At 63.6% G+C, this 17,791-nt stretch carries 15 protein-coding genes and 2 tRNA genes; 6 read left to right on the top strand and 11 right to left on the bottom strand.

Annotated elements, in window-relative coordinates; all coding sequences use genetic code 11:
- Positions 1–15 precede the first annotated feature (15 nt).
- Both R2676_RS00385 and R2676_RS00390 read right to left on the bottom strand, forming a co-directional pair.
- Positions 16–2,337: an NADP-dependent malic enzyme gene (locus R2676_RS00385; protein ID WP_206275144.1), complete on the bottom strand. Its 2,322-nt coding sequence runs from the start codon at positions 2,335–2,337 to the stop codon at positions 16–18.
- A gap of 294 nt (positions 2,338–2,631) precedes the next feature.
- Complete coding sequence (locus tag R2676_RS00390) at positions 2,632–3,300, bottom strand: DUF4136 domain-containing protein (RefSeq protein ID WP_206275143.1); 669 nt, start codon at positions 3,298–3,300, stop codon at positions 2,632–2,634.
- Between the two features lie 162 nt (positions 3,301–3,462).
- Here R2676_RS00390 and pepN point away from each other — a divergent pair, with 162 nt between their 5' ends.
- The 3 genes from pepN (at position 3,463) to R2676_RS00405 (ending at position 7,392) form a co-directional block, all read left to right on the top strand.
- Complete coding sequence (gene pepN, locus R2676_RS00395; RefSeq protein ID WP_206275142.1) at positions 3,463–6,177, top strand: aminopeptidase N; 2,715 nt, start codon at positions 3,463–3,465, stop codon at positions 6,175–6,177.
- 46 nt (positions 6,178–6,223) lie between these two features.
- Positions 6,224–7,240, top strand: a complete 1,017-nt coding sequence (locus R2676_RS00400; protein ID WP_027680990.1) for a class 1 fructose-bisphosphatase — start codon at positions 6,224–6,226, stop codon at positions 7,238–7,240.
- A gap of 76 nt (positions 7,241–7,316) precedes the next feature.
- Positions 7,317–7,392, top strand: a tRNA-Thr gene (locus tag R2676_RS00405).
- Between the two features lie 68 nt (positions 7,393–7,460).
- Here R2676_RS00405 and lysM read toward each other — a convergent pair.
- Positions 7,461–7,946 carry a peptidoglycan-binding protein LysM gene (gene lysM, locus R2676_RS00410; protein ID WP_154206536.1) on the bottom strand — a complete coding sequence of 162 codons (486 nt, stop codon included), beginning with the start codon at positions 7,944–7,946 and terminating at the stop codon, positions 7,461–7,463.
- A 302-nt stretch (positions 7,947–8,248) separates the two neighbouring features.
- Here lysM and R2676_RS00415 point away from each other — a divergent pair, with 302 nt between their 5' ends.
- Positions 8,249–9,283 carry an extracellular catalytic domain type 1 short-chain-length polyhydroxyalkanoate depolymerase gene (locus tag R2676_RS00415; RefSeq protein ID WP_206275283.1) on the top strand — a complete coding sequence of 345 codons (1,035 nt, stop codon included), beginning with the start codon at positions 8,249–8,251 and terminating at the stop codon, positions 9,281–9,283.
- A 7-nt stretch (positions 9,284–9,290) separates the two neighbouring features.
- Here R2676_RS00415 and R2676_RS00420 read toward each other — a convergent pair whose 3' ends face one another.
- The 3 genes from R2676_RS00420 to gcvA form a co-directional block, all read right to left on the bottom strand.
- Positions 9,291–9,596: a hypothetical protein gene (locus tag R2676_RS00420; protein ID WP_027680982.1), complete on the bottom strand. Its 306-nt coding sequence runs from the start codon at positions 9,594–9,596 to the stop codon at positions 9,291–9,293.
- A 104-nt stretch (positions 9,597–9,700) separates the two neighbouring features.
- Positions 9,701–10,132 (bottom strand): YXWGXW repeat-containing protein, encoded by a 432-nt coding sequence (locus tag R2676_RS00425; RefSeq protein ID WP_206275141.1) that lies wholly within the window; start codon positions 10,130–10,132, stop codon positions 9,701–9,703.
- A gap of 74 nt (positions 10,133–10,206) precedes the next feature.
- Positions 10,207–11,142: a transcriptional regulator GcvA gene (gene gcvA / locus R2676_RS00430; RefSeq protein WP_206275140.1), complete on the bottom strand. Its 936-nt coding sequence runs from the start codon at positions 11,140–11,142 to the stop codon at positions 10,207–10,209.
- Between the two features lie 156 nt (positions 11,143–11,298).
- Between gcvA and R2676_RS00435 the strand changes: the two genes are divergently transcribed.
- Complete coding sequence (locus R2676_RS00435; RefSeq protein ID WP_206275139.1) at positions 11,299–12,132, top strand: EamA family transporter; 834 nt, start codon at positions 11,299–11,301, stop codon at positions 12,130–12,132.
- A gap of 9 nt (positions 12,133–12,141) precedes the next feature.
- Here the strand turns inward: R2676_RS00435 and greB are convergent, their stop codons facing one another.
- Positions 12,142–12,705: a transcription elongation factor GreB gene (gene greB, locus R2676_RS00440; protein WP_027680979.1), complete on the bottom strand. Its 564-nt coding sequence runs from the start codon at positions 12,703–12,705 to the stop codon at positions 12,142–12,144.
- 115 nt (positions 12,706–12,820) lie between these two features.
- On the opposite strand from greB, the gene R2676_RS00445 reads away from it, so the two are divergent.
- Positions 12,821–12,897: transfer RNA gene (locus tag R2676_RS00445), tRNA-Arg, on the top strand.
- 172 nt (positions 12,898–13,069) lie between these two features.
- On the opposite strand, the gene R2676_RS00450 is transcribed toward R2676_RS00445, so the two are convergent.
- From R2676_RS00450 to R2676_RS00465, 4 genes are all read right to left on the bottom strand, one after another.
- The gene (locus R2676_RS00450) at positions 13,070–15,490 is read right to left on the bottom strand and encodes a RelA/SpoT family protein (protein ID WP_102066454.1); all 2,421 of its coding nucleotides are present in this window, start codon (positions 15,488–15,490) and stop codon (positions 13,070–13,072) included.
- 264 nt (positions 15,491–15,754) lie between these two features.
- Positions 15,755–15,958 carry a DNA-directed RNA polymerase subunit omega gene (gene rpoZ / locus R2676_RS00455; RefSeq protein ID WP_004630929.1) on the bottom strand — a complete coding sequence of 68 codons (204 nt, stop codon included), beginning with the start codon at positions 15,956–15,958 and terminating at the stop codon, positions 15,755–15,757.
- Between the two features lie 136 nt (positions 15,959–16,094).
- Positions 16,095–16,760, bottom strand: coding sequence for a guanylate kinase (gmk, locus tag R2676_RS00460; RefSeq protein ID WP_027680976.1), 666 nt, complete (start codon positions 16,758–16,760; stop codon positions 16,095–16,097).
- A gap of 22 nt (positions 16,761–16,782) precedes the next feature.
- The gene (locus tag R2676_RS00465) at positions 16,783–17,718 is read right to left on the bottom strand and encodes a YicC/YloC family endoribonuclease (protein ID WP_027680975.1); all 936 of its coding nucleotides are present in this window, start codon (positions 17,716–17,718) and stop codon (positions 16,783–16,785) included.
- Positions 17,719–17,791 lie beyond the last annotated feature (73 nt).

The following is a 17,791-nucleotide window of genomic DNA, read 5'->3' on the forward strand; positions in this document are numbered from 1 at the left end:
CGTCGGATCAACCGATCAACGCGTAGCCGACACGTCTGCCACCGCCAGCGCCGTCATGTTGACGATGCGGCGCGATGTGGCCGACGGGTTCAGGATGTGCACCGGCTTGGCCGCGCCCAGCAGGATCGGGCCCACCGTCACGCCCTGCCCGCCCGTGATCTTGAGCAGGTTGAACGCGATGTTGGCCGCGTCCAGCGACGGCATCACCAGCAGGTTTGCACTGCCCGAGAACGCGCTCTTCGGCAGGAAGTGGTGGCGGATGTCTTCCGACAGCGCTGCATCACCCTGGATCTCGCCTTCCACCTGCAGGTCCGGCGCTTCCACCTTCAGCAGGTCATACGCAGCGCGCATGCGGCGGGCCGACGCGTTCTTCGACGAGCCGAACATCGAGTGCGACAGCATCGCGACCTTCGGCTCCTGGCCGAAACGGCGCACTTCTTCCGCCGCCAGCTTGGTGATGTCGGCCAGCTCTTCCGCGCTCGGCATTTCGTTGACGAACGTGTCGGTGATGAAGAGCGTGTGCTTCTCCAGCATCAGGCCGTTCATGGCGGCGAACACCTTGGCATTCGGAGCCAGGCCGATCACGTCACGCACGTGTTCCAGGTGGGCGTCGAAGCGGCCAACCGTGCCGCACAGCAGCGCATCGGCATCACCCAGACGCACCAGCAGAGCACCGATCAGCGTGTTCGAGCGGCGCAGCGCCGACTTCGCCATGTCCGGCGTCACGCCGTTGCGGCCCATCAGCTCGTGGTAAGCGGTGTGGTACTGATGATAGCGGCGGTCGTCTTCGGGATCGACCAGCTCGAAATGCACGCCCGCCTTCAGGCGCAGGCCGGCCTTCTGGATGCGCATTTCGATCACGTGCGGGCGGCCGACAAGGATCGGCTTGGCCAGGCCTTCGTCGACCACCGTCTGCACCGCGCGCAGCACGCGCTCTTCTTCGCCTTCGGCGTACACGACGCGCTTCGGGTTGGCCTTGGCGGCCGAGAACACCGGCCGCATGGTCAGGCCCGTGTGGTACACGAAGTCGCTCAGCTGGGCGCGATAGGCGTCCAGATCCTTGATCGGGCGCGTGGCCACGCCAGACTCTTCTGCGGCCTTGGCGACGGCCGGCGCAATCTTCTCGATCAGGCGCGAATCGAACGGCTTCGGGATGATGTAATCCGGGCCGAAGGTCAAATCCTGGCCGGCGTAAGCCTGCGCCACGGCATCGTTCGTTTCGGCTTCGGCCAGCTCGGCAATGGCCTTCACGCAGGCCAGCTTCATCTCTTCCGTGATCTTGGTGGCGCCGCAATCGAGCGCACCGCGGAAGATGTACGGGAAGCACAGCACGTTGTTGACCTGGTTCGGGTAGTCCGAACGGCCCGTGGCGATGATGCAGTCCGGGCGCGCGGCCTTGGCGATTTCCGGGCGGATTTCCGGCTCGGGGTTGGCCAGCGCCAGGATGATCGGCTTCGGAGCCATGGTCTTGACCATGTCGGCGGTCAGCACGCCCGCGGCCGAGCAACCCAGGAACACGTCGGCATCGCGCACGATGTCGGCCAGCGTACGGGCCGACGTGTCTTGTGCATAGCGCGCCTTGTTCGGCTCCATCTTGGCGTCGCGGCCGGCGTAGATCACGCCCTTGGAGTCGACCACGTAGACGTTCTCGCGCTTGACGCCCAGGCCCACCATCACGTCCAGGCAGGCAATGGCCGCAGCGCCCGCGCCCGACACGGCCACCTTCACGTTGCCGATGTCCTTGCCGACAACCTTCAGGCCGTTGAGCAGCGCCGCCGACGAGATGATCGCCGTGCCGTGTTGATCATCGTGGAAGACGGGAATGTTCAGGCGGTCACGCAGCTTCTGCTCGATGTAGAAGCACTCCGGCGCCTTGATGTCTTCCAGGTTGATCCCGCCCAGCGTCGGCTCCAGCGAGGCGATGATGTCGACCAGCTTGTCCGGGTCGCGCTCAGCCAGTTCGATATCGAACACATCCACGCCGGCAAATTTCTTGAACAGGCAGCCCTTGCCTTCCATCACGGGCTTGCTGGCCAGCGGGCCGATGTCGCCCAGACCCAGCACCGCGGTGCCGTTGGTGATCACGCCGACAAGGTTGCCGCGCGAGGTGTATTCCGCCGCCAGCGACGGATCTTGCTCGATCGCGGTACACGGATACGCCACGCCCGGCGAATACGCCAGCGAGAGGTCGCGCTGATTGATCAGCGCCTTGGTCGGGCGAACCTCGATCTTGCCGCGCGTGGGTGCGCGGTGATATTCAAACGCCGCGCGGCGCAGTTCGGCCTCGGCGCCTTGGTCTTGGGAATCCGGCGAGGCGTCGTGAAGCTTGTCGTTCATAGCAATGCATCCTGATGGGGAGTTCCGCGGAGAGGCGCTCAGGCGCTCAGGCAGAAACTCCCTGAGACAAAGTGGCAAAAACCAGTGGGAACAGAGAGAAACCGGGGGCGAGGCCGCACGCGTTCTGGGGCACCGTCAGGAGGGTAGCGACGGAGCGGACGCAGCGCCGGCCAAGGGTGGCGGTCGACGCGAGACGGGATGAAGTGACAACGCTCAAGCGGGGTACGGCTGGCGGCCTACAGATTAGGTCCCGCATTCTAACGTAGACCGCCGGCCAAAACCCACCCGGGCGCACTACTTAGGTGCCGGCCCGGATGCTGGTTTCGCCGCGGGTTTCACCGATGGATCAACCGGCAGTTCCACGAGGATCGGCTGCGCATTCGGCGCCGGGAAATTGGCAAAAGCGCTACGCACCAGATAAGGCATCACAGCCGTCAGCGAGCCATTCCCACCCTGCGTTTGCGCCGTCACCTGATAAACACGTTGACCAGTGGCTGCCTCGTCAATTTCCACGTGATAGGCGTAGAACGGCACTTGGACGTTCGTGTCGACGTATTGCGGACCCCACGGGCCCCAGGGCCCCCAGGGACTACGCCACGGTCCCCAAGGCCCGGGGCCCCAGTACGGATCCGGATACACGGGCTGACGCACCTGCACGAGCCGCGTGGCGGTCGAATAGTCCAGACGGACCACATAGCGAGCGCTGGCGCGCGGTACGCTGGTAAAACCGTGGGCGGCCAGTTGGTCCGACGTCCAGGCCTCGTAGGTCTGGCGCTCCAGGTCATTTTGCTGCGCTGCGGGGCGTTCGAAGGCATAGGTGCGCGGCGGGGTGTCGGTCCAGCCGGGCTGCCGGAACGCCGTCACCTGACTGGTGACCGTGCTGGCACAGCCCGCCAGGAGGCTGGCCGCCATCCACGCGCCGGCCATCGGCCAGACGCCCGATGACTTGATCCATTTCCACATAAAAATCCCCCTACTCTCAATCAGACAGATGGCCGCGGGCCCCGGAAACAGGCTGCGCGCCGTCTGTTACTCAGAGTGACACCCAACGCGGAAGATTCCCGCCAAGGGGCTGAGTACAATGGCCTTTTGCGACCGCAGACAACGCAGATAAGGATGTTACCGATGTTGCGCACCGATACCGCCGTCACGATTTACCGCAAGGACTACACCGCGCCCGCTTTCCGCATTGACGAAGTGGCCCTGGAGATCGATCTCGTGCCCGAGCGCACCCGTGTCGTCAACCGCATGCGCCTGACGCGCACGGATGCCGGCAAGCCGCTCGTGCTGGCGGGTGAAGGGCTGGAACTGGCGGGCGCAACGGTCGACGGCAAGGCGCTGTCCGGCCTGCAGGCCTCCGGCGACACACTGACCATCGATCCCGTGCCGGCCGATGTTGGCGCCAGCTTCACGCTGGAACTCTCCACGTACTGCAATCCCGCCGCCAACTCGTCGCTGATGGGTCTGTACGTTTCCAACGGCAACTTCTTCACGCAGTGCGAGGCAGAGGGCTTCCGCAAGATCACCTACTTCCTCGACCGGCCGGACGTGATGACCATCTACACCGTCACGCTGCGTGCGTCGAAGGCGGATTACCCGGTGCTACTGTCCAACGGCAACCTCGTGTCGGAGCGCGACCTGCCGGACGGTCGCCACGAAGCGGTGTGGCACGACCCGTTCAAGAAGCCGTCGTACCTGTTCGCGCTGGTGGCGGGCAAGCTGGAGTGCATTGAAGAACGCATCCAGTCCGCTTCGGGCAAGGAGAAGCTGCTGCAGGTTTGGGTGGAAGCGCAAGACCTCGGCAAGACGCGCCACGCGATGGATTCGCTCATCCACTCCATCCACTGGGACGAGCGCCGCTTCGGCCTGGAGCTGGATCTCGACCGTTTCATGATCGTCGCCGTGGGCGACTTCAACATGGGCGCGATGGAGAACAAGGGCCTGAACATCTTCAACACGAAGTACGTGCTGGCCAATGCAGAGACCGCCACCGACGTTGACTTCGCCAACATCGAATCGGTGGTCGGCCACGAATACTTTCACAACTGGACGGGCAACCGAGTCACGTGCCGCGACTGGTTCCAGTTGAGTCTGAAGGAAGGCCTGACGGTGTTCCGCGATCAGGAATTCTCCGCCGACATGGCGGCACAAGCGGCCGCGCAAGCCGGCAATGAAGCCGCCGCTGCCAGCGCTCGCGCCGTCAAGCGCATCGAAGACGTGCGACTGCTGCGCCAGGCGCAGTTTCCCGAAGATGCCGGCCCGATGGCCCACCCGGTGCGGCCCGACAGCTACGAAGAAATCAACAACTTCTACACCGTCACGGTGTACGAAAAAGGCGCCGAAGTCGTGCGCATGTACCAGACGCTGCTCGGCCGCGACGGCTTCCGCAAGGGCATGGACCTGTACTTCCAGCGCCACGATGGCCATGCCGTCACCTGCGACGATTTCCGCGCCGCCATGGCCGATGCCAATGGCCGCGACCTCACGCAATTCGGCCGCTGGTACAGCCAGGCCGGCACGCCGGTCGTCGCAGTCGAAGGCCACCACGATGCCGCCACGCATACCTACACGCTCACGCTGCGCCAGCGCTGCGAGCCTGTCGGTATCGAAGTGAACAGCGGCATCCAGAAGCAACCGTTCCACATTCCGTTTGCGATCGGCCTGATCGACAAGAACGGCCGCGACTTGCCGCTGCGTTTGCGTGGCGAGGCCGCATCGCCCTCGCCCGTGACCACGCGCGTGCTGGACTTCACCGAAACCAAGCAGACCTTCGTCTTCGAAGATGTGGCCGAAGCGCCGTTGCCCTCGTTGCTGCGCAATTTCTCGGCGCCGGTGATCGTCGAATACGGTTATACGACGGAGCAGCTCACGTTCCAGCTCGCGCACGATTCCGACCCGTTCAACCGCTGGGAAGCCGGCCAGCGCCTGGCCACCGACACCCTGCTGCGCATGGTGACGGACATCCAGCACGGCCGCGCACCGGTGGTTGATCCGGCGCTGGTCGAAGCCCTGCGCGCCGTGGTCGCCGACACCTCCCTTGATCCGGCCTTCCGCGAGCAGATGCTGATCCTGCCGGCCGAGAGCTACCTGGCCGAGCGCATGGACGTGGCAGACCCGGCCGCCATCCACACCGCGCGCCTGACACTGCTCCGCACGCTGGCAGAAAAGCTCAGCGCAGAGTTGCTGGGCGCCTACCACAACAATCAAACTGAAGGCGCCTACTCACCAGACGCAGTGTCCGCCGGCAAGCGAGCGCTCAAGAACATCGCCTTGGGTTACCTCGCAAATACGGAGACGCCGGAAGCATTGGCACTGGCGGAACAACAATACGCCCAAGCGACGAACATGACCGATCGCATGGGCGCCCTCACCGCCCTCGTCAATAGTTTCGCTCCCGGCCGCGAAGCGGCGTTGACGGACTTCTATACCCGCTTTGCCGACGATGCGCTTGTCATTGATAAATGGTTCTCACTGCAAGCCATGCAGCGAGGTGCCACCGGCAAGCCAACGCTGCAAACCGTACGCGCCCTGATGGCCCATCCGGCCTTCACGCTGCGCAACCCAAACCGGGCGCGTTCGCTCATCTTCAGCTTCTGCTCGGGCAACCCCGCGCAGTTCCACGCCGCCGATGGCTCCGGCTATGCGTTCTGGGCCGAGCAGGTGCTGGCGCTCGACGCCATCAACCCGCAGGTCTCTGCCCGCCTGGCGCGCGCGCTGGACCGCTGGCGCAAGTACGTGCCCACGCTGCGCGACGCCATGCAGGACGCCCTCAAGCGCGTGGCGGCACATCCGAGCCTCTCGCGCGATGTGCGGGAGATCGTCGGCAAGGCGCTGGCCTGAATGTCACCGCTTGTATCGTAAAATCGCGCCCGTCTCAGGAGAACCCATGAAGCGCATCAACCTCACCCGCTACCTGATCGAAGAGCAGCGCGAGCACAACACCATCCCGGCCGAGCTGCGCCTGCTGCTCGAAGTCGTGGCGCGCGCCTGCAAGGCGATCTCGCACAGCGTCAACAAGGGTGCCCTTGCCGGCGTGCTCGGCTCGGCCGGCACCGGCAACGTGCAAGGCGAAACCCAGCAGAAGCTGGACGTGATCGCCAACGAAGTCCTGCTCGAAGCCAACGAATACGGCGGCAACCTGGCCGCCATGGCTTCGGAAGAAATGGAATCGTTCTACGAGATTCCGCACCGCTATCCGAAGGGCGAATATCTGTTGCTGTTCGATCCGCTCGACGGCTCGTCCAACATCGACGTGAACGTGTCGATCGGCACGATCTTCTCGGTGCTGCACATGCCCAAGCCCGGCCAAGCCGTGACCGAGGCCGACTTCATGCAGCCTGGTGCAAAGCAGGTGGCCGCCGGTTACGCCGTGTACGGCCCGCAAACCACGCTGGTTTTAACGGTTGGCAACGGCGTGCACATGTTCACGCTCGACCGCGAAGTCGGCAGCTTCGTGCTGACCAGCCGCGACGTGAAGATTCCGGCCGACACGAAGGAATTCGCCATCAACATGTCGAACATGCGCCACTGGGCCCCGCCCGTGCGCCGCTACATCGACGAATGCCTGGCCGGCACCGAAGGCCCGCGCGGCAAGGATTTCAACATGCGCTGGATCGCGTCGATGGTGGCGGACGTGCATCGCATCCTCACGCGCGGCGGCATCTTCATGTATCCGTGGGACAAGCGCGAGCCGGGCAAGGCCGGCAAGCTGCGCCTGATGTACGAAGCCAATCCAATGGCCTTCCTGGTGGAACAGGCTGGCGGCGCGGCTACCAACGGCGAGCAACGCATTCTGGATATCCAGCCCGAAAAGCTGCACCAGCGCGTGGCGGTCGTCCTGGGATCGAAAAACGAGGTGGATCGCGTCACGCAATATCACCTCGAGGCCAAGAAAACGGCGTAACGACGCCATGTAAGGCCGTTGTTCCAGCGGTTCTTGCAGAGCGACAAAAAGTTCTGTTAGAATCGCTGTTTCCGACGCCGCTGTAGCTCAGTCGGTAGAGCAGCGCATTCGTAATGCGAAGGTCACCAGTTCGATTCCGGTCAGCGGCACCAGAATAAAAAAGCCCAGTCTTCAACGACTGGGCTTTTTGCTTTGCGCGTCGGAAACGAGGCAAGCCAGTTCACGCCGCCGGAATACGCAGCTTCTGCCCCGGATAAATCTTGTCCGGATTCGACAGCATCGGCTTGTTGGCCTCGAAGATGGCTGGGTACTTGTTGGCATCGCCGTAGAACTTCTTGGCGATGGCCGACAGCGTATCGCCGCGCTCCACCGTGTGCCATTGCGATTCTTCCGATTCGGTGTTGACCGACATCTGGTCATCGACCGACTTGATGCCTTCGACGTTGCCGCAGCACAGGATGATCTTCTCGCGCGTGGCTTGATCGGGCGCGACGCCAAACACCTTGGCAGCATCACCTTCCACCTGCACCGACAGCGCCGTGGCGCTCAGGCCCTGCTGCGCGATGTAATCCTGAATGGCTTGGCCCTTGGCATCGTCGGCGGCCTTGGCGGCGTCGGCATCTGCTGATGCATCGGCCGGCGCGGCTGCTGCGGCGCCATGGAAAAGCTTCTCGCCAGCCTCTTTGATGAAGTCAAAAAAACCCATAACGACCTCCATAAGTACACAACGGGGAAACGGGAAAGCGGAAAGGCGCGCCGTCGCAAGGCTCGCCCGTCGCGGCAGTGTAGCCGTTCACCAACGGTGTCTCCATGACAGTCGCACTGAATTGCAAACTTTGCGCGTCACTTGCGCGCTGATGCGGCGCTTCGCCCACTTCCCATGCTGCGGCGCACCAAAATCACTGGCACACTGTCTTACCAACATCGAAACCACTTGCGACTCCTCTGAGAGCACGGGCACCATCGCCCTCATCGGAGTTCCGTGCCGCCGCCATGCAACGTTCGTGGATGAAATCGATCACCCGACTCGTCGATGCCCTGACCACGCCAGGCTTCGGCCGCCAGTCATGGCCACCGAAGCCGGTGAAGCCGCTCAAGCCGACAGCGCGCCGCGACAGCCCGCGCCGCGCGCGCCCTACGCCCACTGAAGGCACCTTCGTCCGAGAGCAATTCATCTACCAACCCGAGTCGCCCGTCGTCGTAGCGCGCCGGCCGGAATACTGGCTGTACACCCCGCCCCTCCGGGGCAGCAAGCCCCCCGCGCTGATGGTGATGCTGCATGGCTGCAAGCAGTCGGCCGAAGTGCTGGCGCATGGCACGCGCATGAACGCGCTGGCCGACCGCGAGGGCTTTATCGTGCTGTATCCGGAGCAACCGCGCCGCGCGCATCCGCAATGCTGCTGGCACTGGTATGACCCGGAGCACGCCGGCGCGCGCGAGGCCGACGGCATTGCTCAACTGATCGAACAAACGCTGGAACAAACCGGTGCCGACCCGTCGCGTGTGTATCTGGCGGGGCTGTCTGCCGGCGCGGGATTGGCCGGCCTGATGGCATTGCGTCATCCGAAGCTGTTCGCCGCGCTGGCGTTGCATTCGGGCCCGGCCCTGGGCGTAGCGCGCTCGCCGGCGTCTGCATTGAACCTGATGCGACGCGGGGCACGGGTCGATGCAGTCGATGCGCTCTCGAGCGTGGTCGACGTGGCGGCCTACCCCGGCATGCCGACGATGCTTCTACACGGGCTGCGTGACGAGGCGGTCAACCCGGCCAATCAGGCGCAACTGGCGGCGCAATTCCGCGCGCTGAATCATCTGGGCGATGGCGGCCATGTCTCGCGCGACACCACGCGCGGCGACGGCTATGTCTTGCGCAACGATATGCGCGACGGCGAATGCATCGTCAGCTTGTGCCAACTCACCGCCATGGGCCACGCGTGGAGCGGCGGCGATCCGCGCTACGCGTTCCACGCGCCGGGGCCCGACGCGACGTGGCTATGGTGGCAATTCGCGCGCAGGCACATTCGCGATACAGCGCTCGCGGCGTAAGCAGACGTCAGAGATCAATCGACTGCTGCACGGCGTTGCGCCCAAGCAATTCGTCGATCAAGCCATAGCCGCGCGTGAGCCCGGCGTCTTCGGCGGCTTCACGCGTGGGCAGCGGGCGCTCGTCATGCGAATGGGCGACGAGCGTTTCGACGGCCGTCGGGTCCGCGCCGGACTCGCAGATTCGCACGACAAAATCCCACTGTGCGGGGCCCTGCCCGCTTTTATCCGATTTGCGTTCGGCCCGAGGAATGGCGAGTACGTAGACGTCGAAGTCCTTGTACAGCTCGGTGCGCCAGTTCGATTCCGTTGTCATGTTGCCTCCCGGAAGACGCCGCAGCCTCTCTTTCAGCCATCGCGGCGTCGAAAGACGTGCCCGCAAAAAACAGGCCGGTACATGACCGGCGTGCCATTACATCATCAGCATTCGCCCTTGCGCGCATGGCCCGGCGGGCAGTGGTAACGGTCGTCTCGATCGCGGCGACCGTGATCCCAGTCGCGATCCCGACCGCGCCAGCGGCCGTCGTCCCCGCGGTCCCAACCTCCGTCGCGCATTTGCCAGCCATGCGGACCCTGCTCCCAGCGCGGCTCGCGCCAGTGGTAACCCGGTCGGCCATGTTCACGATAGCCGCGACGCCAGACATAGCGGCCATCGCGCCATTGCCAGTAACCCGGCACCCATACGTAGCCGGGCTGCAGAACCGGCACCGGTTCATATTGCGGCGGCGGCGGCGCGTAGGTCGGGCCAATCTGCACACCAATCGACACCTGCGCCTGCGCGGGCAAGGCGATCGTACCCGCCACAGCAGCACCGGCCAGGCACGCAGCGAGAATCCATGCATTCTTTTTCATATTGGGGACCTCCTTTCAAACTCGTCGGATCTGAGTCGATCGTAGCAGCGCGTTCGGCCCTCGCCTCTAGGGTGTTACGCGGCGTTACCTCCGTTACTCGGGGGCAGAAAAGTCCTCACGTTTGCGTGACGATTCGGGCGTTCTTCGCCCAGCCACGCACAAAATGCCTGCACGACGTCGTCACCGAGATTGCGCGCAGGGCTGTACCAGTAGTAGCTGCGCGCCACTAACGCGAGATCGGGAAATGGCGCAACAAGACGCCCCTCCTCCAGGTCCTCCGTGATCAGCGCCGAGGGTCCCATCGCGACTCCCAACCCATCGATGGCCGCTTGAATCGACAGATAGAAATGCTCGAACGTCAGCGCGTGCGCGGGGCGCAGGTTTGGTACGCCGGCCAGCACGAGCCAGCTGGGCCATACCGAAGGCAACGTGTCCGAATGCAGCAGCGTGTGATGCCGCAAGTCCGACGGGGCCGCGAGCGGCAAGCGCTCCAGCAACCTCGGGCTGCACACCGGAAAACGGCTCTCGTCCAGAAAGCGCCCCGACTGAAAGCCCGCGTGAATCTCCGGGCCGCCCCGGATGATGACGTCGAAATGATCGGGCAGATCCTCGATCTCTTCGATGGACGTGGTCAGACGCACCTCGACGCGCGGAAAGCGCATCTGAAACGTAGAGAGCCGCGGAATCAGCCAACGCATCGTGAACGTCGGGATGCTGTTTACGCGCAGGATGCGCACCGCATCGCGGTCACGCAGCGCTTGGCTGGCCGTGCTGATCCGGTCGAGCGCCACGCCAATCTCCGACTGGTAGCGCTGCCCCGCATCGGTCAGTTCCACACGCCGATTCAGCCGACGAAACAGCGGCACACCCAGCCACGCCTCCAGCGCCTGGATCTGACGGCTGATCGCGCCATGCGTCACGCTCAACTCTTCGCCGGCACGCGTAAAACTCAGATGGCGCGCCGCCGATTCAAAGGCGCGCACAGCATTCAGAGGAGGCAGCTTGCGCATATCGCGTGAGTTTTTTGCACAGATCGGGTCAGTATATATCGGTTGTTGATCACACTTTACGGCGCTACGCTGTCGCCTTCCTGCTCTCACCGATCCAGCGTCGAGTGAGAAAAATCGACCCGATTTTCCCTTTCGCGCCTCGCGCACCCCGTCACCGTGACCCCCGCCGTCATCGCCCTGGTTCTCTGCGCCGCCCTGCTTCATGCCTCGTGGAACGCACTGCTGAAAAGCGGCTCCGACCGACTGCGCGCCATCACGCTGATGACGCTGGCCTCGGGCGTGGCCGCAATACCGATGGCGATTGCATTGCCGTTGCCGGCACCGGCTGCATGGCCCTACGTGGCACTGTCCGCGGTGCTGCATGTCGGCTACAACGTGTTTCTCGCACGCGCGTATCGGTTTGGCGAGTTCGGGCAGGTGTACCCGATCGCGCGCGGCTCATCACCGCTGCTCGTCACGGTGGGCGCGTCGCTCTTCGCGGGTGAAATGCCCGGCGTAATTGCACTCGCGGGCGTGGTGCTGGTCAGCGGCGGCATTCTCAGTCTCGCGCGGGGCCGTAAGGCCGATCTTGGCTCGACACTGGCGGCGCTGAGCACGGGCGTGTTCATCGCGTGCTACACGGTGTGCGACGGCATCGGCGCGCGGGCCGCCGGCAATGCGAACGCGTACTCGGCATGGTTGTTCATGCTCGACGGCCTGCCGATGGTGCTGCTCTATCGCGTGTGGAAAGGCCCGCTGAACATCGACCTGCGCGACGCCAACACACTCAAGACGTTTGGCGGCGGCGTGGTCTCGCTCATCGCCTACGGCATCGTCATCTGGGCTGTAACGCTCGCGCCGATGGGGCCTGTGTCGGCCCTGCGCGAAACGTCTGTGGTGTTTGCCGCGCTGCTGGGCCGACTGTTCCTGAAGGAGTCGCTCACCGCGCGGCGCCTGTCGGCCTGCTTCGTCATCGCCTTCGGTGCCTACTGCCTCGGCCATCCGGCCTGAATAAAAAAGTCACGCGGAGCGCGGCGGATATTTGACTTCAAGGATGTCGATTTGCTCGACACCCGTGGGCGTGCGCAGCGGCACCGTATCGCCCTCGCGCGCCTTGATGAGCGCGCGCGCAATCGGCGAGATCCAGCTCACGTGCCCGATATCCAGATCGACCTCGTCCATGCCGACGATGGTGATGGTCGTCTCTTCACCGCGCTGGTTGGCGTAGGTGACGGTCGCACCAAAGAAGATTTGATCGTTGTCGCCCTGCAAGCTGGCGTCGACAACCTCGGCCTTCTCGATACGGCGCGTGAGAAAGCGGATGCGGCGGTCGATCTCGCGCAGACGCTTCTTGCCGTAAAGGTAGTCGCCGTTTTCAGAGCGATCGCCGTTGGACGCGGCCCACGACACGATGCCGACCACTTCGGGCCGCTCGGTGTCGATCAGGTGCATCAGCTCAGTGCGCAAACGCTCGTAGCCGGCGGGCGTGATGTAGTTCTTGGAACCCGGCGGCAAGGGCGCGGCGCCTTCGGGCAGATCGTCTTCGTCATCGCCGGAATCTTCCCGGACGAAAGCCTTGTTCATGATGGAAGCCACGGTGGATCAAGGCTCCATTATAGAAAGTTGGCCCCTCTCGAAGAAAAAGTGAAGAAGGGGGTTCACAAGACGGAAAATCTCTGTATAATCTCATTTCTCGGTTGCGGCTGTAGCTCAGTTGGATAGAGTACTTGGCTACGAACCAAGGGGTCGTGGGTTCGAATCCTGCCAGCCGCGCCAACCTAATACGAGAATGAGAAGGGCTTCCAGAAATGGAAGCCCTTTTCTTTTGTCCACTTCGGACTCGCATGCAACGCTACGTCAAAGCGCTGTTGTGTGTGCGGCAAGCGGACCATGAACAAAAAAGGCGAAGCCCCGCGGCCTCGCCTTTTTTTGCTTTCGCCCGGAAGCCTCAGTCGAGGCCGCGATCTCGCGCAATACGAATCACATCCGGATTGCGCCGCAGCGCGCGCATCACATCGGCCAGGTGCACGCGGTCATGCACCTGGATCAGGAACGTCATGTACGTCGCTTCCTGATCCCCCTCCTGCTCCATCGACACGTGTGCCACGTTCGCATCAGCCGACGTCAAGTCCGCCGCCACGCGCGCCAGAATGCCCTTCGTATTGCGCACCAGCACCTTGATCGACACATCAAAGGCGCGTGTCGTGTGCTCAGCCCACATGACGTCGATCCAATGCTCCGGATCCTTGCCATGCAGACGCTTGGCCACGCGACATTCCTGCACGTGGATTTGCAAGCCTTCGCCCTTGCCGATATAGCCGACGATCGGGTCGCCGGGAATCGGGCGGCAGCATGAAGAGAACACCATCGCCATGCCTTCGTCGCCACTCACCGTGACGGCGGGCGCCTCGTCGCCAGCGAAGGTGTGTACGGCGGCCATCAAGGCTTCATCGCCCTCGTGGCCGCCTTCCTGCAGGAGAATTTCCAGGCGGCGCGCCACCACCGCGGCCACGCGGCGGCCGAGCGCGAGATCCGCAAAAACGTCTTCGCGCGCCTTGTTGCCCGTCCACTGCACGACGCGCTCCCACACCTGGGCGGACACGGCCTTCATGTCGATGCCGATCTGCCGCAGCGCCTGTTCGAGCAGACGCTCGCCCAGTTGAATCGCCTCGTCCAGCTTGGCCGTCTTGAGGAAATGCCGGATCGCCGCGCGTGCCTTGCCCGTGCGCACGAACGTGAGCCACGCCGGGTTCGGCTTCGAGTACGGCGCCGTCACCACCTCGACGATGTCGCCGTTTTTCAGCTCCGTGCGCAGCGGCAGCAGCTCGTTGTTGATCTTGACTGCCACGCACTGGTTGCCCAGATCGCTGTGCACTGCGTACGCAAAGTCCAGCGCCGTGGCGCCGCGCGGCAGCGCGCGGATCTCGCCCTTCGGCGTGAACACGTAGACCGCATCCGGGAACAGGTCGATCTTGACGTGCTCGAGAAACTCCTGCGAGTCGCCCGTCTGGCTCTGAATGTCGAGCAGCGACTGCAGCCACTGATGCGCTTGTTGCTGCGCGCGGTCCGGCTCGTCGTGGTGCTGCTTGTACATCCAATGCGCGGCCACGCCGGCTTCCGCAATCTGGTTCATCTCACGCGTGCGGATCTGGAACTCGACCGGCGTGCCGAACGGCCCCACCAGCGTCGTGTGCAGCGACTGATAACCGTTGATCTTGGGGATGGCGATGTAGTCCTTGAACTTGCCGGGCATCGGCTTGTACAAGCTGTGCAGCGCACCCATCGTCATGTAGCACTGCATCTGCGTGTCGACCACCACGCGGAAGCCATACACATCCAGCACCTGCGAGAACGACAACTGCTTGTCGTGCATCTTGCGGTAAATGCTGTACAGCGTTTTTTCGCGGCCGGTCATTTCGGCCGGGATGCCCGCGTCGGTCAGCGCACGCTGCGCGGTTTCAAGAATGCGGCTCACGACTTCGCGCCGATTGCCACGCGCGGCCTTCACCGCCTTCTCGAGCGTGGCATACCGGAACGGCGAACCGATACGGAAGCTCAATTCCTGCAGCTCCCGATATGTCGTATTCAGGCCCAGGCGGTGCGCGATCGGCGCGTAAATCTCCATCGTCTCGCCGGCAATGCGGCGCCGCTTTTCCGGCGGCACGTGGTCGAGCGTGCGCATGTTGTGCGTACGATCGGCGAGCTTGACGAGAATCACGCGCACATCGCGCGCCATCGCGAGCAGCATCTTGCGGAAGCTCTCGGCTTGCGCCTGCTCGCGGCTCTGGAATTCGAGCTTGTCCAACTTGGTCAGGCCGTCGACCAGCTCTGCGACCTTGGGGCCGAACTTTTCGGCCAGCTCGCTCTTGGTCACGCCCTGGTCTTCGATCACGTCGTGCAGCAGCGCTGCCATGATCGATTGCACATCCAGCTTCCAGCCCGCGCAGATCTCTGCCACGGCCACGGGATGCGTGATGTACGGCTCGCCGCTCTGGCGGTATTGCCCGAGATGCGCCTCGTCGGAAAAGTGGAAGGCTTCCTTCACCAGCTTCAGATCGGCCGGCTTCAGATACGAGAGCTTTTCGGTCAGCCCCGAAATGGAAACGACCTGCTGGCGCGGCGGTGCCGCCGGCTGCGAGGTCGGACCGAACAGATGCCGATAGGTCTGCTCCAGCACCGCATCGATGAACAGCGTGTCGCCGCTCTCCGGCTTGGCGGCCGGCGCGGGCGCGTCGGCGCTTGCACCTTTATGCGATTTGGGCGGCAGAGCTGCCCGCTCCCCCACCAAGTCGGCACCACGCGGATCAGGCAAGTTCGGCGCGCCCGTACGGGGCGACGCGGGGCCGGAGCCGGAGGCGGATGACGGCATGGGAACGACGGAAGCAGTGGAGGACCCGGAGGGGACCGTGAAAGTGCCCGACTCAGGACCGGACGACCTCGCGGACGATTCCACCGACGGCACGTTGTGTTCGTGCGTGGCGGAATGTTGGGTCCTGGGCGAAGAAGAAGCGGGCGAGGTAGGCATGCCGGGGTCTAGGGCGTTCGCGGCTTTCACATCCACGAAAGATCGCAAGAACGATCAGTGACCGAGGCAGCGTACCACGCCAGGTAATGCCAAGTAACGCGTGTCAGCTCAGGACGGAACCTTCTTGAGCATCTCGATACCGACCTGGCCCGATGCGATTTCGCGCAATGCGGTCACGGTCGGCTTGTCCTTGGCATCGACCTTGGGCGTGTGGCCCTGCACCAACTGACGGGCGCGGTACGTTGCGGCCAATGCCAGTTCGAAGCGATTCGGAATCTGTTTCAAGCAATCTTCGACGGTAATACGCGCCATGAAAACTCCACCTGGTGGCAAATCTTGTTGATCTCGATATTTTAGCAGCAGCGCAGCACTCGCTTCCGACTGCACTCGGGCACAGGCGCTACCACACTTTCACAACCGCGCTGAAAAACGCGATTGCGCTGCTTGCTCAGTGAATGCCCAGCTCGACGAACAGCTCGCCGTGGCGCGCCTTCTGGGCACCGAAGCGCAGGCGCGTGGCCTGCACCACGGTACGCAGCTCGGCCAATGCCGTGTCGAACACTTCGTTGATGATCACGTAGTCGGCCTCGGGCGCGTGCGCCATCTCGGAGCCCGCAGCGAGCAGGCGGCGCACGATCACGTTGGGCTCGTCCTGGCCGCGCTTCTTCAGACGATCCTCCAGCGCCGTAAGCGACGGCGGCAGGATGAAGATTTCTACGGCATTGGCGAAACGCTGATGGACCTGCTGCGCGCCCTGCCAGTCGATTTCGAGCAGCACGTCGGTGCCAGCGCGCATCTGTTCTTCGATCCACACGCGCGAAGTGGCGTAGTAGTTGCCGTGCACCTCGGCCCATTCGAGAAACTCGCCGCGATCACGGCAAGCTTTGAACTCCTCGACGGTCATGAAGTTGTATTCGCGGCCGTGCTGTTCGCCCGGACGCGGCTTGCGCGTGGTGGCCGAAACCGACAGGCGAATCGACGAATCGTGCGCCAGCAGCGCATTCACCAGCGTCGACTTACCGGCGCCGGACGGTGCCACGACCATGAACAGGCTGCCCGGGAAGTGATTCTCGATGGGCGTATCGACGGCAGAGTGCGCTTGAGAGGATGGCATGTTGTCGTTCTAGCGTTTCAAGTTATTCGAGGTTCTGGACCTGCTCGCGCATCTGCTCGATGAGCAGCTTGAGTTCCATCGATGCATCGGCCAGTTCCTTGGCGGCCGCCTTCGAACCCAGCGTGTTCGCCTCGCGGTTCAGCTCCTGCATCATGAAGTCCAGGCGCTTGCCGATCTGGCCGCCCTTTTCCAGGATGTGGCGCGTTTCGCGCAGATGCGCCTGGAGGCGCGAGAGTTCTTCGGCGATGTCGATGCGAATGCCGTAGACGGTGGCTTCCTGGCGGATGCGCTCGGAAAGCTCGTCGCGCGTCAGTGCCGGCGTGCCTTCGGGCGCGGCCAGGCCAAACGCCTCGCGCAGGCGTTCGGTCAGCTTGTCCTGATGTTGCTGGATCAGGACGGGCACCATCGGCGTGAGCTTGTCGACGATGGCCAGCATCGCGTCAGCGCGGTCCAGCAACACGGCCTTCAGTGCGTCGCCTTCGCGACGGCGCGACTCCAGAAGTTGCTTGAGCGCCTCTTTGGCAGCTTCGATCACGGCGTCCCGCAGCGCGTCTTGTGTCAGCTGCGGCTCGGCCAGCACGCCGGGCCAACGCAGGATTTCACCCATGCGCAGCGAACCCGATGCCGGCAGGTAGCGCGTGACCGCCTGTTCCAGCTTGGCCAGTTGTTGCAGCAGTTCCACATTGAGCGCCGCAACATCGCTGGCGGCTTCCTGCCGCTGCAGATTGATCCGGCATTCCAGCTTGCCGCGCGACAGTGCGCTCATCAGCATTTCGCGCAGGGCCGGCTCAAAGGCGCGACACTCTTCCGGAGCACGGAACAGCAGATCGAGGAAGCGGGAGTTGACGGTGCGGAATTCGACCGAGACGGTAGCGACGCTGCCGCTGGGGGCGCCATGGGCATCGGTAAAGGCTGCCTGGCGTGTGGCAACGCCGTAGCCGGTCATGCTGTGGATCATGGAATCGTGGTGTGTTGTTCTTGGTCGAATCGGGAAATCCGGTGGCGGTATTTAACGCCCGGAATTGGCGGGG

Origin of the sequence: Ralstonia flatus (assembly GCF_958439105.1) — a bacterium.
Lineage (GTDB): Bacteria > Pseudomonadota > Gammaproteobacteria > Burkholderiales > Burkholderiaceae > Ralstonia > Ralstonia flatus.

What these genes read in the sequence shown, in the direction of transcription:
- gcvA (WP_206275140.1), bottom strand. Translation starts at nt 11,142, where the DNA reads ATGCGCAAGCTGCCTCCTCTGAATGCTGTGCGCGCCTTTGAATCGGCG.
- pepN (WP_206275142.1), top strand. Translation starts at nt 3,463, where the DNA reads ATGTTGCGCACCGATACCGCCGTCACGATTTACCGCAAGGACTACACC.
- R2676_RS00425 (WP_206275141.1), bottom strand. Translation starts at nt 10,132, where the DNA reads ATGAAAAAGAATGCATGGATTCTCGCTGCGTGCCTGGCCGGTGCTGCT.
- R2676_RS00390 (WP_206275143.1), bottom strand. Translation starts at nt 3,300, where the DNA reads ATGTGGAAATGGATCAAGTCATCGGGCGTCTGGCCGATGGCCGGCGCG.
- R2676_RS00450 (WP_102066454.1), bottom strand. Translation starts at nt 15,490, where the DNA reads ATGCCGTCATCCGCCTCCGGCTCCGGCCCCGCGTCGCCCCGTACGGGC.
- R2676_RS00420 (WP_027680982.1), bottom strand. Translation starts at nt 9,596, where the DNA reads ATGACAACGGAATCGAACTGGCGCACCGAGCTGTACAAGGACTTCGAC.
- rpoZ (WP_004630929.1), bottom strand. Translation starts at nt 15,958, where the DNA reads ATGGCGCGTATTACCGTCGAAGATTGCTTGAAACAGATTCCGAATCGC.
- greB (WP_027680979.1), bottom strand. Translation starts at nt 12,705, where the DNA reads ATGAACAAGGCTTTCGTCCGGGAAGATTCCGGCGATGACGAAGACGAT.
- R2676_RS00400 (WP_027680990.1), top strand. Translation starts at nt 6,224, where the DNA reads ATGAAGCGCATCAACCTCACCCGCTACCTGATCGAAGAGCAGCGCGAG.
- gmk (WP_027680976.1), bottom strand. Translation starts at nt 16,760, where the DNA reads ATGCCATCCTCTCAAGCGCACTCTGCCGTCGATACGCCCATCGAGAAT.
- R2676_RS00415 (WP_206275283.1), top strand. Translation starts at nt 8,249, where the DNA reads ATGAAATCGATCACCCGACTCGTCGATGCCCTGACCACGCCAGGCTTC.
- R2676_RS00465 (WP_027680975.1), bottom strand. Translation starts at nt 17,718, where the DNA reads ATGATCCACAGCATGACCGGCTACGGCGTTGCCACACGCCAGGCAGCC.
- R2676_RS00385 (WP_206275144.1), bottom strand. Translation starts at nt 2,337, where the DNA reads ATGAACGACAAGCTTCACGACGCCTCGCCGGATTCCCAAGACCAAGGC.
- lysM (WP_154206536.1), bottom strand. Translation starts at nt 7,946, where the DNA reads ATGGGTTTTTTTGACTTCATCAAAGAGGCTGGCGAGAAGCTTTTCCAT.